Raw genomic sequence first — 16,116 nt, forward strand, 5'->3', positions numbered from 1 at the left:
CTTCATTCGCGAGCAAGCTCGCTCCCACATTTGGAATGCATTCCCCTGTGGGAGCGAGCTTGCTCGCGAAAGCGGCAGTTCAGGCGCCACAAATTTTTTGAATCAGCCTGGATCGCGGAACCCCGGGTGGAAGTCTTTTGGCACGGCGACGCTGACGCTGTCACGCGTAGCTATATCGATGCCTTCGCTGGCCACTTCGGCGAGGAAGTCGATCTGCTCCGGGGTGATCACGTACGGCGGCAGGAAATACACCACGCTACCGAGCGGGCGCAGCAACGCGCCACGTTCCAGTGCATGCTGGAACACTTTCAAACCGCGACGTTCCTGCCAAGGGTAGGCCTCTTTCGTGGCTTTATCCTTGACCATCTCGATGGCCAGGACCATGCCGGTCTGGCGTACTTCGGAGACGTTCGGGTGATCGACCAGATGCGCCGTCGCCGACGCCATGCGCTGAGCCAGCGCCTTGTTGTTCTCGATGACGTTGTCCTGCTCGAAGATATCCAGCGTTGCCAGTGCCGCCGCGCACGCCAGCGGGTTGCCGGTGTAGCTGTGCGAGTGGAGGAAGGCGCGCAGGGTTGGATAGTCGTCGTAGAACGCGCTGTAGACCTCATCGGTGGTCAGGCACGCCGCCAGCGGCAGATAGCCGCCGGTCAGCGCCTTCGACAAGCAGAGAAAGTCCGGGCGAATGCCGGCCTGTTCACAGGCAAACATGGTTCCGGTGCGACCAAAGCCGACGGCGATTTCGTCGAGAATCAGGTGCACGCCGTAGCGGTCGCAGGCCTCGCGCAGCAACGTCAGATACACCGGGTGATACATGCGCATGCCGCCGGCGCCCTGAATCAGCGGCTCGACGATCACTGCCGCGACGCTGTCATGATTTTCTGCCAAGGTCTGTTCCATGGCGGCGAACATGTTGCGCGAATGGTCTTCCCAGCTCATGCCTTCGGGGCGTCCGTAGCAATCCGGGCTCGGCACCTTGATGGTGTCCATCAGCAGCGCTTTGTAGGTTTCGGTGAACAGCGGCACGTCACCGACCGCCATCGCTGCCATGGTTTCACCGTGGTAGCTGTTGGTCAGGGTGACAAAGCGTTTCTTGTTTGGCTGGCCGCGATTGAGCCAATAGTGAAAGCTCATTTTCAGCGCGACTTCGATGCAGGACGAACCGTTATCGGCGTAGAACACCCGGCTCAGGCCTTCCGGGGTCATCTTCACCAGACGCTCGGACAGCTCGATCACCGGTTGATGGCTGAAACCGGCCAGAATCACGTGTTCCAGTTGATCGACCTGATCTTTGATGCGCTGGTTGATGCGCGGGTTGGCGTGGCCAAACACGTTGACCCACCACGAGCTGACGGCGTCGAGGTAGCGCTTGCCTTCGAAGTCTTCGAGCCAGACGCCTTCGCCGCGCTTGATCGGGATCAGCGGCAGCTGTTCGTGGTCTTTCATCTGGGTACAGGGATGCCACAACACCGCGAGGTCGCGTTGCATCCACTGGTTATTCAGGCCCATTTACAGTCTCCTCGAGGCGGCTCGCGTCAGGCGCGGGCAAACAATCGCGCAAGCCTATGCAATGCATCGCGCGGGGACAACCCATTGTGTCGATTGAGCTACTTTGTATGAGCCGATAGACGTCGCTGGCGGCGTTTTGATGGCTAACGTATTCTTCGCGGTTCTTTGGGTCGTCTGACCCGCAAAACTGCTTTTTCCTACGTGTATTTCCGGAGTTCGCTGAATGTCTGTCGGTTGGCTGCGCGCCTGTGCGCTGGTGATGTTGGGGCTGTTCAGCGTTACAGCGCTGGCCAAGGATAAAACTGCAATCGTGATCGGCGGTGGCCTGTCGGGCCTGACCGCCGCTTATGAGCTGCAAAACAAAGGCTGGCAGGTCACCCTGCTGGAAGCCAAACCGAGCCTGGGTGGTCGCTCGGGTATGGCCACCAGCGAGTGGATCGGCAACGACAAGACCCAGCCAGTGCTGAACAAGTACGTTTCGACGTTCAAGCTGGGCACCACGCCGGCGCCGGAATTCGTGCGGACCCCGGGCTACCTGATCGACGGCGAGTATTTCTCTGCCGCCGATCTGGCGACCAAGCAGCCGGCCACCGCCGATGCCTTGAAGCGCTACCAGAAAACCCTCGATGATCTGGCGCGTTCGATCGACGACCCGCAGAACCCGGCGGCAACCAGCACCCTGCACGCGCTGGACCAGATCACCGTGTCGAGCTGGCTCGACAAGCAGAACCTGCCGGCCACCGCACGTCAGTTGATCAACCAGGACATCCGCACCCACTACGACGAGCCTTCGCGTCTGTCGCTGCTGTATTTCGCTCAGCAGAACCGCGTGTATCGCGGCATCTCCGACCGTGACCTGCGCGCTTCGCGTCTGGTCGGCGGCAGCCAAGTGCTGGCGCAGGCGTTCGTCAAACAGATCAAAACCATCAAGACCAACTCGCCGGTGTCCGCGATCACTCAGGACAAGGACGGCGTGACCGTCAAGGTCGGCAGTGTTGGCTATCAGGCTGACTACGTTGTGCTGGCTGTGCCGCTGCGTGCACTGAACAAGATTGCCCTGACGCCGGCGCTGGACGCTCAGCATCTGGCTGCGATCAAGGGCACCAACTACGGCTGGCGCGACCAGATCATGCTGAAGTTCAAGACGCCGGTGTGGGAAAGCAAGGCGCGCATGTCCGGCGAGATCTACAGCAATACCGGTCTCGGCATGCTTTGGATCGAACCTGCCCTGAAGGGCGGCGCCAACGTGGTGATCAACCTGTCCGGCGACAACGCTCGTGTGATGCAGGCGTTTGGCGACAAGCAAATGGTCGATCAGGTGCTAATTCGTCTGCACGCGTTTTATCCACAGGCTCGTGGCTCGTTCACCGGTTATGAAATCCGTCGCTACAGCACCGACCCGTCGATGGGCGGCGCCTACCTGGCTTACGGCCCGGGGCAGATCAGCAAGTTCTGGCGTCTGTGGGAACGTCCGCTGCAACGCGTGACGTTCGCCGGCGAACACACCGACACCTTGTACCCGGGCACCCTGGAAGGCGCGCTGCGCACCGGTCAGCGGGCGGCGAGTCAGGTTGAAGATCTGGCGGCAGGCAAATCGTTTGAGCCAGCCAAAGTAGTGCCGGCTGCAGCAGCGGCAGGCGCGGCGGGTGCCGTGGCGGCGAAGAAGGGCAACTTCTTCACTAATCTGTTCGGCGGTTCGGATGACGAGAAGAAGCCAGAGCCTGTGAAGGCGCCAGAACCGGCTCCTGCTCCGGTTGCTCCAGCGCCTGCGCCGACTCCAGCACCTGCGCCAGCTCCGGTGGAAGCACCGAAGCCAGCGACCCCGGTGAAAGCTGAACCGGCGAAGAAAGCGGCGGCCAAGCCAGCGGTGAAGAAGCCAGCGGCTAAAACCGAGGCGAAAAAGCCTGCGGCCAAACCGGCAGCGAAGAAGGCTGAGCCGGCGAAGAAGCCAGCGGCCAAGCCTGCGGCAACGACCGAGACCAAGGCGCAGTAGGCCTTTGCTTCAATAAAAAAACGCGGCCACACGGGCCGCGTTTTTTTTTGCCAGAAGCGCGCACTTCGATCCTTCCCGGTGCAGTCTCAAGGCTTACCTTTGCGCAGGACACTTCCCACAAAACAATCGGAACGAAATGATAGCGGGTGCCTTAGCTGCAACTTTATGCTTGAAGAAATTGGAGGCGCTCGATGAAAAGACTTACGGTAATACTTCTGTTGATGACACTTTCCGGTTGTGCCAATGGGCGTTTCTTTCCAGGTGGATATAACGCAGAACTTGTGCATCAATGCAAGATTGATCCCTACAGTGCCGATTGCTTGCAGCCGCCGCCAGTTTTCACCAACTAATCAATCAAAAGAGCGGTGGCTTGTTAAAAGTCCCATTTATAGAACTCGGTGCCGTTCGGTAACTTTCTGAGCCAGCGCTGCTTGGGTTTTCGAATCCGCCCGGGGATAAAACCGAAACGAGCCCAACGCAGGTTGCCGTTGCGCTGATCGTAAATGACCAGATTGCCATCGTCCTGCATCGTCAGGTAAGTGTTGTACCACAGCGACTTTTCGAGGCTGTGGGTACTTTCGGCAATCCATAGTCGCCGTCTGGAAGGGTCGAAGAGAAATCCGTTATTACTGACGACAAATTGTAGTGGTTCACGCATCTTCTTTGGATGCAGAGTTGCACTGTAAGGCTGATTGTTGTCGGCAATCCAGACTACTGCTTCACCTTCTTTTATCACCAGATTGCCATCGCTCTGCAATAACAACCGATATCGACCGTTCTCGGATTGCAGGTATTGGCCCGGAGACATTGTCTGGTTTGGTGGTAACTCGGAAGTGCCACTTGCTTGAAAGGGGGTATAACGAAGTGCCATGTTTTTCACCTTTTCAATGAATGATTGAGTCATCATTTGATCAGGGGCAAGCGGCCAACTAGCGATACATAGTTATTAAATGAATTTTCTTTTTCTGCGAATTTTTTTGTGATCACTGCCTGCTCCGCGGCGCGCCGGAGCAGAAGGAGAATCGCGCCCCGTGGTCCGAGCGCTGCGCGGTAGAATCGCCTTTAATCTTTCCTTAACACGCCACTTTCAGACTCTTGATCGTATTTCTCGATATTTCAAAGCGAAATTTTCCGCTTTAATTCGATAGATAACTCGCTAGTCTTGGTTCGCAGTTCTCACAGGATTTGGGCAATGCAGCTACGTAACTCTTCTTCGCGCTATGGTTGGGTCAGCATCTTCATGCACTGGGGCGTGGCGCTGGTGGTCTTCGGGCTGTTCGCGCTGGGCCTGTGGATGGTCGGGCTGGATTACTACAGCAGCTGGCGCAAAGAGGCGCCGGATCTGCACAAAAGCATCGGTCTGGTGCTGTTGGGTGTGATGGTGTTGCGGGTGCTGTGGCGCTTTATCAGCCCGCCGCCGCCGACGCTGCAAAGCTACAGCCGGATGACCCGTATCGGCGCCAAGTTCGGCCATGGGTTTCTGTATCTGGCGCTGTTCGCTGTGATGCTTGCCGGTTACCTGATTTCCACCGCAGACGGTGTCGGGATTCCGGTGTTTGGCCTGTTTGAAGTTCCTGCACTGGTTTCCGGGTTACCGGATCAGGCAGATACCGCTGGGGTGATTCATCTCTGGCTCGCGTGGGCACTGGTAATTTTTTCCGGCCTCCATGCGTTGGCAGCATTGAAGCACCACTTTATCGATCGTGATGCGACCCTGACGCGAATGCTCGGTCGCAAAGCCTGAAATTCAACCTCGACTCAAAGGAAAAGAAAGCATGTTGAAAAAGACTCTGGCCGCTCTGGCAATCGGTTCTGCACTGCTCTCGGCTGGTCAGGCCATGGCTGCGGACTACAAAATCGACAAGGAAGGTCAGCACGCCTTCGTTGACTGGAAAATCAGCCACCTGGGCTACAGCTTCATTCACGGTACTTTCAAGGATTTCGACGGTACATTCTCGTGGGATTCGGCCAAGCCTGAAGCCAGCAAGATCTCGGTTGATGTGAAAACCGCCAGCCTGTGGTCGAACCACGCTGAACGTGACAAGCACATCGCCAGCAAAGACTTCCTGGATGTTGGCAAGTTTGCTGATGCCAAGTTCGTCTCCACCGCCGTTAAATCGACCGGTGAAAAGACTGCAGACGTGACTGGCGACCTGACCCTGCACGGTGTGACCAAGCCTGTGACCTTCAAGGCTACGTTCAACGGCGAAGGCAAGGATCCATGGGGCGGCGAGCGCGCTGGCTTCAATGCCAAGACCACCCTCAACCTGAACGATTTCGGGATCAAGGGCCCAGGTCCTACCTCGCAAACTGCGGATCTGGACATCTCGCTGGAAGGCGTGAAAGTTAAATAACTTTCCTCCCGCCACACAAAAACGCCCCCGGTCGAAAGATCGGGGGCGTTTTTTATTGCCTACGACACACACGCATCCCCTGTGGGAGCGAGCCTGCTCGCGAAGGCGGCGGGTCAGTCAGCAATGATGTTGGCGAATGACCGCTTTCGCGAGCAGGCTCGCTCCCACAGGGGATATGCGGTGATTCAGGGGGATTCGTGGCGGCAAAAAAAATGCCCCGGCTCTTGCGAGTCGGGGCATTTTATATGGCGGCGTTAACTCAGCGATTGCGGGTCAGCAATGCTGGTTTTTCGCCACGCGGGCGGCTTGGCAGTTGATCGAGCTGCTCAGGCGTCGGGAAGCGGTCGGCTTTCGATTCCTTGTGCATGATCTTCGGGCCGTTGCTGCGCGGGTTCTGCACGGCTGGCTCGCTGCGTGGCTGATCGTCACGGGCCGGACGACGATTGCGCGAGGACGAGGAGGATTCGTCGCGACGACCCGACTGACCATCACGCGGTGCGCCGTTGCGCGGGCCGCTACGCTTGGCTGGCGGGGTGCCGGTGCTCGAACCGTTGCTGTTGCGCGGACCGTTCTGACGACCCTGCGACTGACCGCCACGTGGTGCACCCGAACCTGCGCCTGCACCTTGAGCCGGTGCGCCTGGACGACGGCCACGGCCGCCGGCAGGGGCTGGTTTTGGTACGTAATCAACACGGTTACCGAAGTTATCGATATCGTCGTCGAGGAACTCGTCCGGTGCACGATCAGCCGCCGCACGTGGCGGTTGGCTCGGACGCTGTTCGCGGCTCGGAGTGCCTTCGCGCGGTTTCTGCTGACGAGCAGGGCGCTCGCCACGTTCGCCGGCCGGTTTTTCCTTGCCCTTGTCTTTGCCTTTGTCTTTACGACCGCCGCCACCGCCGCCGCCATTCGGGCCGTCGCCGCGTGGGCCACGTGGATTGCGTGGGTTACGCACGTCCGGACGCTCACGCACTTCCGGCTTCTCGGCTTCAATGGTGCTCGAATCGAAGCCCATCAGGTCGCCGTCGGCGATTTTCTGCTTGGTCATGCGTTCGATGCTTTTCAGCAGTTTCTCTTCGTCCGGGGCAACCAGCGAGATCGCCTCGCCCGAACGACCGGCACGGCCAGTACGGCCGATACGGTGCACGTAGTCTTCATCGACGTTCGGCAGTTCGAAGTTGACCACGTGTGGCAACTGATCGATGTCCAGACCGCGTGCGGCGATGTCGGTCGCAACCAGGATGCGTACCTGGTTGGCCTTGAAGTCGGCCAGCGCTTTGGTGCGCGCGTTCTGGCTCTTGTTACCGTGGATCGCTACAGCCGGCAGGCCGTGCTTGTCCAGGTACTCGGCCAGACGGTTGGCGCCGTGCTTGGTGCGGGTGAACACCAGCACCTGTTCCCACGCGCCGGCGGTGATCAGGTGCGCCAGCAGCGCACGCTTGTGGCTGGCCGGCAGACGGAACACGCGTTGTTCGATGCGCTCGACCGTGGTGTTCGGCGGCGTCACTTCGATGCGTTCCGGGTTGTGCAGCAGCTTGCCGGCGAGGTCGGTGATGTCTTTGGAGAAGGTCGCCGAGAACAGCAGGTTCTGACGCTTGGACGGCAGGCGCGCGAGGACTTTCTTCACGTCGTGCACGAAACCCATGTCGAGCATGCGGTCGGCTTCGTCGAGGACGAGGATTTCCACGTGGGACAGGTCAACGCTGCCCTGGCCGCAGAGGTCGAGCAAGCGACCCGGGCAGGCAACGAGTACGTCGACGCCGCGGGACATGGCCTGAACCTGTGGGTTCATGCCGACGCCGCCGAAGATGCAGGCGCTGACGAATTTCAGGTCACGGGCGTAGATCTTGAAGCTCTCGTGAACCTGGGCCGCGAGTTCGCGGGTCGGGGTCAGGACCAGTACGCGCGGTTGGCGCGGGCCATGACGCTGGGATTTGTCCGGGTGACCGTTGGGGAACAACCGCTCCAGGATCGGAAGGGCGAAACCGCCGGTTTTACCGGTACCTGTCTGTGCCGCAACCATCAGGTCGCGACCTTGCAACACGGCGGGAATGGCCCGCTGTTGCACCGGAGTAGGCTCGGTATAGCCCGCATCTTCGATGGCGCGGACTAAAGCCTCGGAGAGACCGAGGGAAGCAAAGGACATGAGTAATCCTGTTTTAGTTAGGGCTTGGCCCAATGGGAGTCTTGCCTGGCGCGAATCACGTTTAAGAGGACGCAATCCCGTCCGGTCCTGCTGCGGTTCCGAAGGCACGTCTGGAGTGCTCGCGCGGGCTGCAAAGCTGCGCTGTAGCGGGTCGAGAGGCCTGTTACGGTTCCGGGCGTCCGGGCGTGAGCCTGGCGGGAACGCCGGAGTATAACAGAGCAATCACTGCGCGCTGCTTTCCTGCTGCTCAACGGTTTTGCCGCTGGCCGTGGCATTGCCCAGCGGCGCAGCCATGGCGGGAGCCGCGCCGTAGCGTGCGCTCAGCTCGGCGTAAGCCGGTTCGCGCTTGAATCGCTTGAGCTCGGCGCCAAATCGCTGCACCAGCAAATCCATGCCGGCATTGCGTCTAACCGCGAGAAACTGGCTCTGGCGGCTAATGACAGTGGGGTTTTCGGTGATCTGATCGCGAATATCCAGCTCATCGAGCAAGTGCTGACCGACACGGCGATCGGTGATCAGCAAGTCGATGCGGCCGCGCACCAGTTTGCCGAAGTTGGCTTCGTGGGTCGGTGCCGGTTCGCGGGTAAACAGTGTTGATTCGCTGAAATCGGGGCTGTACAGATAACCCGGCGAGGTGCCGATGGTCAGGCCTTTGAGCTCTTCGAGTTTGCTGAACGGGTGCGGCCGGTCGTTGGCGTAGAACAGGACGAACTCGACGTCCGACAGCGGCTCGCTCGGGTAAAGCAGGGTGGCGTCGCGCTCGTCGCTGTGAAAAATGTCCAGCGCGCCATCGGCCTGACCGGTCTCAAGCATCGACAGGCAGCGCTTCCACGGCAAGAACTGCCATTCGACTTCGATGCCCAGACGTTTGAAGACAATGGCCGTGGTTTCGTAATCCAGCCCGAGGTTTTTACCGTTCTCTTCGTAGACATAGGGCGCCCACGGCTCGGTGACAATACGCAACTTCTCGCCTCGAGCGGCGAAGCTCAGGCAAGCAAAAACCAGCACGGCGAATAACTGCGTGATCAAAGGCATGGCTTGAGATTACGACGAGAAACGCGAAAGAGCCAGAAAGTGCCTGCACAAGCTCTGTTTCGGGCCTTTAAAAGCAAAAAATCGCAGCTGCGACACCCCTGTAGGAGCTGCCGAAGGTTGCGATCTTTTGATCTTTCTATGAGGCTTAACGCGGCAACTTCAGGTTATTCCAGATCGCCAGGCTAGGCTCAGCCTGGTTCATGGAATAGAAGTGCAGACCCGGCGCGCCACCTTGCAGCAGGCGTTCGCACATCTCGCTGACGACTTGCTCACCAAAGCGCTGAATGCTTTGCGTGTCATCGCCGTAGGCTTCCAGTTGCTTGCGGATCCAGCGCGGGATTTCCGCACCGCAGGCATCAGAGAAGCGCGCGAGTTTGCTGTAGTTGGTGATCGGCATGATCCCCGGAACGATCGGCAGATCCACACCCTGCGCCTGCAAACGCTCGACGAAATAGAAGTAGCTGTCGGCGTTGAAGAAGTACTGGGTGATTGCGCTGTCGGCGCCGGCACGGGCCTTGCGGATGAAATTGGCCAGATCGTCTTCGTAGTTGCGTGCTTGCGGATGCATCTCCGGGTAAGCGGCAACTTCGATGTGGAAATGATCACCGGTTTCTTCACGAATGAATTCAACCAGTTCATTGGCGTGACGCAGCTCACCGCTGGTCATGCCCATGCCGGATGGCAGGTCGCCACGCAGCGCGACGATACGCTTGATGCCGGCAGCCTTGTACTCGTTCAGCAGGCCGCGCAGGTCGTCCTTGCTGTCGCCGACGCACGACAGGTGCGGTGCGGCCGGTACTTTGACTTCGCTTTCCAGTTGCAGAACGGTGTTGAGGGTGCGATCACGGGTCGAACCACCAGCTCCATAGGTGCAGGAGAAGAAATCGGGATTGTACGTTGCCAACTGACGGGCAACGTTGAGCAGCTTTTCATGCCCAGCATCGGTCTTGGTCGGGAAGAACTCGAAGCTGTAGCGACGGTCTTGGGACATGGTCATACCCTTGGAAACAAGAACCTTCGAGGCGCTGCAATCCCGTGTGGGAGCGAGCCTGCTCGCGAAAGCGTCGGGTCAGACAACACGGATGCTGAATGATAAACCGCCTTCGCGAGCAGGCTCGCTCCCACAGGGAGAGCGAGCAAGCACCTGTTAGTAGCGGTAAGCGTGCGGCTTGAACGGGCCTTCGACGGTCACGCCGATGTAGTCAGCCTGTTGCTTGGTCAGTTGGGTGACCACGCCGCCGAAGCCGCGAACCATTTCCAGGGCCACTTCTTCGTCGAGTTTCTTCGGCAGTACTTCAACGGTCAGGCGCTCGGCTTTCTGGGCTGGCGACAGGTCGGCGTACTTCTGGCCGAACAGGAAGATCTGCGCCAGAACCTGGTTGGCGAACGAACCGTCCATGATGCGGCTTGGGTGACCCGTGGCGTTGCCCAGGTTCACCAGGCGGCCTTCGGCCAGCAGGATCAGGTAGTCGTCGTTCTGCGCGTCGAAAGCGCCCGGGCCGGTACGGTGGATCTTGTGTACCTGTGGCTTCACTTCTTCCCATGCCCAGTTCTTGCGCATGAAAGCGGTGTCGATTTCGTTGTCGAAGTGACCGATGTTGCAGACAACAGCGCGCTTCTTCAGGGCTTTGAGCATGTTCGCGTCGCAAACATTGACGTTACCGGTGGTGGTCACGATCAGGTCGATCTTGCCCAGCAGCGCTTTGTCGATGCTCGCTTCGGAACCGTCGTTGATACCGTCGATGAACGGCGAAACCAGTTCGAAACCGTCCATGCATGCTTGCATGGCGCAGATCGGGTCAACTTCGGAGACTTTAACGATCATGCCTTCCTGACGCAGCGACTGAGCCGAACCCTTGCCCACGTCACCGTAACCGATGACCAGCGCTTGCTTGCCGGACAGCAGGTGGTCGGTACCACGCTTGATCGCGTCGTTCAGGCTGTGACGGCAGCCGTACTTGTTGTCGTTCTTGGACTTGGTCACCGAGTCGTTGACGTTGATGGCCGGGATTTTCAGCTCGCCTTTGGCCAGCATGTCCAGCAGACGGTGTACGCCGGTGGTGGTTTCTTCGGTCACGCCGTGAACGCGATCCAGTACTTGTGGGTACTTATCGTGCAGCAGCTGAGTCAGGTCGCCGCCGTCGTCGAGGATCATGTTGGCGTCCCATGGCTGGCCATCCTTCAGGATGGTCTGCTCCAGGCACCACTCGTACTCTTCTTCAGTTTCGCCTTTCCAGGCGAAAACCGGGATACCGGCAGCAGCGATAGCGGCAGCAGCCTGATCCTGAGTCGAGAAAATGTTGCAGGACGACCAGCGTACTTCGGCACCCAGGGCAACCAGGGTTTCGATCAGCACGGCAGTCTGAATGGTCATGTGGATGCAGCCGAGGATCTTGGCGCCTTTCAACGGCTGTTCGCCGGAGTACTTGCGACGCAGACCCATCAGGGCCGGCATTTCCGATTCGGCGATGATGGTTTCGCGACGGCCCCAGGCAGCCAGGGACATGTCGGCAACTTTGTAATCGTTAAAATCTGCAGGCGTGATAACAGCGCTCATGAAGAGCCTCCATTCGTAATGTATGCGAATGGGCGCCGTTGTGCGTTTAGTGTCCGGCCTGAGCCAGTCAACGCCCCATCCGAGCCTGACAGGTTGAACCTGCTGCAGCGCCCCTCGGACAGGTGGCGGGAAAACGGTAGCAAGTGAACGTTACCGTTTTGAAACGGGGGCGATTATAGCCGTCTAGACTGATCTTCCAAAGGGTTTCTGTCGGCCAGATGAAGATCGTTAATGACGACCATAGTCGAAGCCGCATGGAGCCTGACCGCTCAGTCTGCCAAGATACCGTCCATCGTTCGGCAAGACACTCAGGAGTGAAGATGAATTTCCACACCCGCAAATGGGTAAAACCCGAAGACCTTAACCCCAACGGCACCCTGTTCGGTGGCAGCCTGTTGCGCTGGATCGACGAAGAAGCGGCGATTTACGCGATCGTCCAGTTGGGCAATCAGCGCGTGGTGACCAAGTACATTTCCGAAATCAACTTCGTCAGCGCCTCGCGCCAGGGCGACATCATCGAACTGGGCATCACCGCCACCGAGTTCGGCCGCACCTCAATCACCCTGACCTGCGAAGTGCGCAACAAAATCACCCGCAAAAGCATTCTGACGGTTGAGAAGATGGTGTTTGTGAACCTCGGTGAAGACGGTTTGCCGGCTCCGCACGGGCGCACTGAAATCAAATATGTGAAAGATCAGTTCCAGGAAGATGAATTGGTCACCAAATAACATCGGCGGTGCTTTCTTCGCGAGCAAGCTCGCTCCCACAAGGATTACGCTTTACCTGTGGGAGCGAGCTTGCTCGCGAAAGCGGTTGTCCTGTTACCGAAGATTGCTCAGGCCACTGAACAGCCATGAACCGCCGGGGTCGTAGGTAAACACCACCCCCACGGTTGCCACGCCATGACCACCCCCACCGACGGCAAGACCCCCGATCTCTCGGCCGATGAGCAACACGAAGTCGAGAAAAGCCAGCCGCCCCGCGCGGCCGTTCTGCATGAAATCATCCGCACCCAAGGCGATCAGGAACTGGAACGCAGCATCGCCGCGCTCTGGTGGTCGGCGTTGGCGGCGGGGTTGACCATGGGCCTGTCATTGATGGGCATGGGCCTGCTCAATTCGCGTCTGCCCGAAGGTGACGAGTTCAAGGTAATCGCCAGTTTCGGCTACTGCGCAGGCTTCCTCGCGGTGATCCTCGCCCGCCAGCAACTGTTTACCGAAAACACCCTGACCGCCGTATTGCCGGTCATGACCAAACCGACCTTGAAAAACTTCGGCCGGCTGATCCGCCTGTGGACAGTGGTTTTGGTCGGTAATCTGTGCGGGACGATTCTGGTTGCGTACGTGATGCTCGAACTGCCGATCTTCGACACCAAGACTGACCACGCCTTCCTCGAAATTGGCCGCAAGGTGATGGAGAACCACGCCAGTCAGATGTTCGCCAAAGGCATTGTCTCCGGCTGGATGATCGCCACCATGGTCTGGATGATCCCGTCCATGGAGAGCGCGAAGATGTGGATCATCATCCTCATCACCTATCTGATGGCGCTCGGCGATTTCACCCATATTGTGGTGGGTTCAGCGGAAGTGTCGTATCTGGTGTTTGCCGGCGAGTTGCCGTGGAGCGATTTCTGGATGGTCTTCGCAGGTCCCACGTTGGCGGGGAATATCATTGGTGGCAGCTTTATCTTTGCGCTGATCAGCCATGCGCAGATTCGCAGCGAGAGCGGTGCGCCTAAGGAGCCTGCGGATCAGGCCGGGAAACCTGAACCGCAGGAGATCAAAAAATGATCAGTGGTGAGCGGCTTCGCTGATGGTCACGGGCTCGTTGCGAGTTGCGTACTTGACCAGTTTGCCGATGGTCAGACCCTGCAACAGGATCGATGACAGCACCACGATGTAAGTGATGCTCAGCAGCAGATCGCGCTCCGGGCCCAACGGCAGGGCCAGCGCCAGTGCCACCGAAACACCGCCGCGCAAACCGCCCCAGGTCAGAATCCGGATGGTGCCGGCCGGCACCGTCCGCCAGCGGCGCAGCAGCAGAATCGCCGGGGCCACAGTGAGCAGGCGCGACAGCAGAATCGCCACCGCCAACAAACCTGCCGCGGCCATGTGCAACCAGTTGAATGGCAGCAGCAACAGCTCCATGCCGATCAGCGCGAACAGCAGCGCGTTGAGCATGTCATCGAGCAATTCCCAGAAACCGTCCAGATAACGACGGGTCATGTCATTCATCGCCAGATTGCGCCCGACGTTACCGATGATCAGACCTGCGACCACCATCGCAATCGGTGCGGAAACGTGAATCTCGGTAGACATCGCCGAACCACCAATGACCAGCGCCAGCGTCAGCATCACGGTGATTTGATGCTGCTCGACGCTTTTGATCATTCGATAAACCAGATAACCGATCAGGCCGCCAAACAGCACGCCGCCAATCGCTTCGTGAACGAACAACATCGCGGTGGCGCTGATGGTCGGGGTTTCGCCGAGTTGGGCGATGCCCAGCAACACGGTGAACACCACCACGGCTGTGCCGTCGTTGAACAGCGACTCGCCGACGATGGTGGTTTTCAGCGGTTTTGAGGCATTGGCGGTACGCAGCACGCCGAGCACCGCGATGGGGTCGGTCGGCGAAATCAACGCGCCGAACAGCAAGCAATACAAGAAGCTCACGTGCCAGCCGAACAGGGCGAAAATGTAATAGGCGAGGCTGCCGATCACCGTGGTGGCAATCAATACGCCGAAGGTCGCCAGCAGGCCGATGGGCCAGCGGTAGCTGCGCAGGTCGTTGAGGTTGACGTGCAGGGCGCCGGCGAACAGCAGGAACGAGAGCATCCAGTTCATCAGCAGATCGCCGAAGTCGATCTGGCCAATCAGTTGCTGCACGCGTTCTTCGAGACCGGGGTAACCGAGCACGCTCAGGCCTTGCAGGATCAGCGAGAACAGTAGCGCGGTGACCATCACGCCGATGGTCGGCGGCAGGCCGATGAAGCGGAAATTGACGAAGGTGAGGAGGGTGGTGAGGCAGATGAAAGCGGCGACAAGTTCAAGCATCCGGGGTCCTTTGGATGAGGGGTGAGTGGAGCGCGCCCGATGTTTGGGCGCAAGGGTTTGATGGGCTGAGAGCGACAGAGGGCACAAGCTTCCCTCACCCCAGCCCTCTCCCGGAGGGAGAGGGAGCCGACCTTATTGTCTTGTGGCATGCATCGACCTGAATAACCGAGTCGATTATGGATTCGGCAATGCGCGTTCAGGTCGGCGTACTTCTGAAGCATCCCCCATTCAGTCCCCTCTCCCTCTGGGAGAGGGTTAGGGTGAGGGCTAGCCGGACACATTGACCGCAGCCGCTTCGCGACGTTGCAGATAGATGAAAAACAGCGCCGTCAGCACCGTCAATACACCGACCAGCGCACCCGTCCACGGCAAGTCCGCCAGATCCGCACCACTGGCCACCACCAGTCCGCCGATCCACGCACCCGCTGCGTTGCCAAGGTTGAATGCGCTCTGGTTCAACGTCGAGCCCAGGTTCGGTGCTTCATGCGCCTGATCGATGATCAGCAGTTGCAGAATCGGGCACAGCGCAAAAGCGAAAATCCCCCACAGCACCAGCGTGATTGCCGCTGGCACCACCGAGCGACTGGTCTGACTGAACGCCGCCAGAATCACCACCACCGCCAAGGCCACACCAACCAGCGACGGCAGCAAACGGCTATCAGCCAGACGCCCGCCGAGCATGCTGCCACCGGTCAAACCGACGCCGAACAACAGCAACATCACCGTCACGCCATGCGGGCTGACGCCGGTGATGTCCTGGAGGATCGGCGCGATATAGGTAAACACGCTGAACAGACTGGTCGACGCGAGCACACTCATGCCCAGCGCCAGCAACACGTTGACCTTGCCCAGTACCTTGAATTCGCTGGCGAGGTTGGCCTTGTCCATGGGGATGTGTTTTGGCAGCCACAACCATTGCGCGAGCGCCGCAATCACACCGATCACCGACACCGCCCAGAACGTCGAACGCCAGCCGGCGTACTGCCCGAGCGCCGTGCCCAGCGGCACGCCGAGAACGTTGGCCAAGGTCAGGCCGGTGAACATCATTGCAATCGCCTGCGCGCGTTTGTTCGGTGCGACCAGCCCGGCGGCAACCACCGAGCCAATGCCGAAGAACGCGCCGTGACAGAGGGCTGTGACCACACGAGCGGCCATCAGCGTCGCGTAGTTCGGCGCGAGTGCGCAGAGGATGTTGCCGAGGATGAACATCAGCGTCATGCCCAGCAACGTTGCTTTGCGCGGCATGTTTGCGGTGCCGATCGCCAGGATCGGGGCGCCGAAGACCACGCCCAGGGCGTAGCCGGTAATCAGCAGGCCCGCATGGGGAATGCTCACGGAGAGGTCCCGGGCGACATCGGGCAGCAGGCCCATGATGACGAATTCAGTGGTGCCGATGCCGAACGCGGCAACAGCGAGTGCAAGCAAGGCGAGTGGCATGCGCAAGGTCTCTGTCGATAGTCTTGACGCTT

13 protein-coding genes and 1 riboswitch are annotated in these 16,116 nt (G+C 59.3%); of the genes, 5 read left to right on the top strand and 8 right to left on the bottom strand.

From position 1 onward, the window contains the following. Nucleotides 1-102: 102 nt before the first annotated feature. A complete protein-coding gene (locus BMY54_RS02865; protein WP_093429853.1) occupies nucleotides 103-1,509 on the bottom strand; it encodes an adenosylmethionine--8-amino-7-oxononanoate transaminase in 1,407 nt (468 codons plus the stop codon). Nucleotides 1,510-1,732: 223 nt separating this feature from the next. On the opposite strand from BMY54_RS02865, the gene BMY54_RS02870 reads away from it, so the two are divergent. Then, nucleotides 1,733-3,502, top strand: a complete 1,770-nt coding sequence (locus BMY54_RS02870) for a flavin monoamine oxidase family protein (protein ID WP_093429854.1) — start codon at nucleotides 1,733-1,735, stop codon at nucleotides 3,500-3,502. Between the two features lie 373 nt (nucleotides 3,503-3,875). On the opposite strand, the gene BMY54_RS02875 is transcribed toward BMY54_RS02870, so the two are convergent. Beyond that, the gene (locus BMY54_RS02875; RefSeq protein WP_093429976.1) at nucleotides 3,876-4,373 is read right to left on the bottom strand and encodes a hypothetical protein; all 498 of its coding nucleotides are present in this window, start codon (nucleotides 4,371-4,373) and stop codon (nucleotides 3,876-3,878) included. 321 nt (nucleotides 4,374-4,694) lie between these two features. On the opposite strand from BMY54_RS02875, the gene BMY54_RS02880 reads away from it, so the two are divergent. Then, nucleotides 4,695-5,246 carry a cytochrome b gene (locus BMY54_RS02880; protein WP_077574882.1) on the top strand — a complete coding sequence of 184 codons (552 nt, stop codon included), beginning with the start codon at nucleotides 4,695-4,697 and terminating at the stop codon, nucleotides 5,244-5,246. 31 nt (nucleotides 5,247-5,277) lie between these two features. Beyond that, nucleotides 5,278-5,856 carry a YceI family protein gene (locus tag BMY54_RS02885; RefSeq protein WP_038358767.1) on the top strand — a complete coding sequence of 193 codons (579 nt, stop codon included), beginning with the start codon at nucleotides 5,278-5,280 and terminating at the stop codon, nucleotides 5,854-5,856. A gap of 259 nt (nucleotides 5,857-6,115) precedes the next feature. On the opposite strand, the gene BMY54_RS02890 is transcribed toward BMY54_RS02885, so the two are convergent. The 4 genes from BMY54_RS02890 to ahcY form a co-directional block, all read right to left on the bottom strand. Further along, on the bottom strand, nucleotides 6,116-7,999 hold the full coding sequence (locus tag BMY54_RS02890; protein ID WP_093429855.1) for an RNA helicase RhlE2: 1,884 nt from the start codon (nucleotides 7,997-7,999) through the stop codon (nucleotides 6,116-6,118). 222 nt (nucleotides 8,000-8,221) lie between these two features. After that, a complete protein-coding gene (locus BMY54_RS02895) occupies nucleotides 8,222-9,034 on the bottom strand; it encodes a substrate-binding periplasmic protein (RefSeq protein ID WP_093429856.1) in 813 nt (270 codons plus the stop codon). 145 nt (nucleotides 9,035-9,179) lie between these two features. Next, nucleotides 9,180-10,025: a methylenetetrahydrofolate reductase [NAD(P)H] gene (gene metF, locus BMY54_RS02900; protein WP_093429977.1), complete on the bottom strand. Its 846-nt coding sequence runs from the start codon at nucleotides 10,023-10,025 to the stop codon at nucleotides 9,180-9,182. A 156-nt stretch (nucleotides 10,026-10,181) separates the two neighbouring features. Beyond that, nucleotides 10,182-11,591 carry an adenosylhomocysteinase gene (gene ahcY / locus BMY54_RS02905; protein ID WP_064388105.1) on the bottom strand — a complete coding sequence of 470 codons (1,410 nt, stop codon included), beginning with the start codon at nucleotides 11,589-11,591 and terminating at the stop codon, nucleotides 10,182-10,184. 23 nt (nucleotides 11,592-11,614) lie between these two features. Continuing rightward, nucleotides 11,615-11,713, bottom strand: a riboswitch (S-adenosyl-L-homocysteine riboswitch). Between the two features lie 198 nt (nucleotides 11,714-11,911). On the opposite strand from ahcY, the gene BMY54_RS02910 reads away from it, so the two are divergent. Next, the gene (locus tag BMY54_RS02910; protein WP_016984776.1) at nucleotides 11,912-12,319 is read left to right on the top strand and encodes an acyl-CoA thioesterase; all 408 of its coding nucleotides are present in this window, start codon (nucleotides 11,912-11,914) and stop codon (nucleotides 12,317-12,319) included. Between the two features lie 174 nt (nucleotides 12,320-12,493). Next, on the top strand, nucleotides 12,494-13,381 hold the full coding sequence (locus BMY54_RS02915) for a formate/nitrite transporter family protein (protein ID WP_093429857.1): 888 nt from the start codon (nucleotides 12,494-12,496) through the stop codon (nucleotides 13,379-13,381). On the opposite strand, the gene BMY54_RS02920 is transcribed toward BMY54_RS02915, so the two are convergent. Together BMY54_RS02920 and BMY54_RS02925 are read right to left on the bottom strand one after the other, a co-directional pair. Next, nucleotides 13,382-14,647: a cation:proton antiporter gene (locus BMY54_RS02920; protein ID WP_093429858.1), complete on the bottom strand. Its 1,266-nt coding sequence runs from the start codon at nucleotides 14,645-14,647 to the stop codon at nucleotides 13,382-13,384. A gap of 267 nt (nucleotides 14,648-14,914) precedes the next feature. Beyond that, nucleotides 14,915-16,084: an MFS transporter gene (locus BMY54_RS02925; RefSeq protein WP_093429859.1), complete on the bottom strand. Its 1,170-nt coding sequence runs from the start codon at nucleotides 16,082-16,084 to the stop codon at nucleotides 14,915-14,917. Nucleotides 16,085-16,116 lie beyond the last annotated feature (32 nt).

This window comes from Pseudomonas sp. ok266 (assembly GCF_900110195.1).
In the GTDB taxonomy this organism is placed as follows: domain Bacteria; phylum Pseudomonadota; class Gammaproteobacteria; order Pseudomonadales; family Pseudomonadaceae; genus Aquipseudomonas; species Aquipseudomonas neuropathica.

Bases quoted from the DNA above. Each gene is read 5' to 3' on its own strand.
- BMY54_RS02865 (WP_093429853.1), bottom strand. From the start codon at position 1,509: ATGGGCCTGAATAACCAGTGGATGCAACGCGACCTCGCGGTGTTGTGG.
- BMY54_RS02870 (WP_093429854.1), top strand. From the start codon at position 1,733: ATGTCTGTCGGTTGGCTGCGCGCCTGTGCGCTGGTGATGTTGGGGCTG.
- BMY54_RS02875 (WP_093429976.1), bottom strand. From the start codon at position 4,373: ATGGCACTTCGTTATACCCCCTTTCAAGCAAGTGGCACTTCCGAGTTA.
- BMY54_RS02880 (WP_077574882.1), top strand. From the start codon at position 4,695: ATGCAGCTACGTAACTCTTCTTCGCGCTATGGTTGGGTCAGCATCTTC.
- BMY54_RS02885 (WP_038358767.1), top strand. From the start codon at position 5,278: ATGTTGAAAAAGACTCTGGCCGCTCTGGCAATCGGTTCTGCACTGCTC.
- BMY54_RS02890 (WP_093429855.1), bottom strand. From the start codon at position 7,999: ATGTCCTTTGCTTCCCTCGGTCTCTCCGAGGCTTTAGTCCGCGCCATC.
- BMY54_RS02895 (WP_093429856.1), bottom strand. From the start codon at position 9,034: ATGCCTTTGATCACGCAGTTATTCGCCGTGCTGGTTTTTGCTTGCCTG.
- metF (WP_093429977.1), bottom strand. From the start codon at position 10,025: ATGTCCCAAGACCGTCGCTACAGCTTCGAGTTCTTCCCGACCAAGACC.
- ahcY (WP_064388105.1), bottom strand. From the start codon at position 11,591: ATGAGCGCTGTTATCACGCCTGCAGATTTTAACGATTACAAAGTTGCC.
- BMY54_RS02910 (WP_016984776.1), top strand. From the start codon at position 11,912: ATGAATTTCCACACCCGCAAATGGGTAAAACCCGAAGACCTTAACCCC.
- BMY54_RS02915 (WP_093429857.1), top strand. From the start codon at position 12,494: ATGACCACCCCCACCGACGGCAAGACCCCCGATCTCTCGGCCGATGAG.
- BMY54_RS02920 (WP_093429858.1), bottom strand. From the start codon at position 14,647: ATGCTTGAACTTGTCGCCGCTTTCATCTGCCTCACCACCCTCCTCACC.
- BMY54_RS02925 (WP_093429859.1), bottom strand. From the start codon at position 16,084: ATGCCACTCGCCTTGCTTGCACTCGCTGTTGCCGCGTTCGGCATCGGC.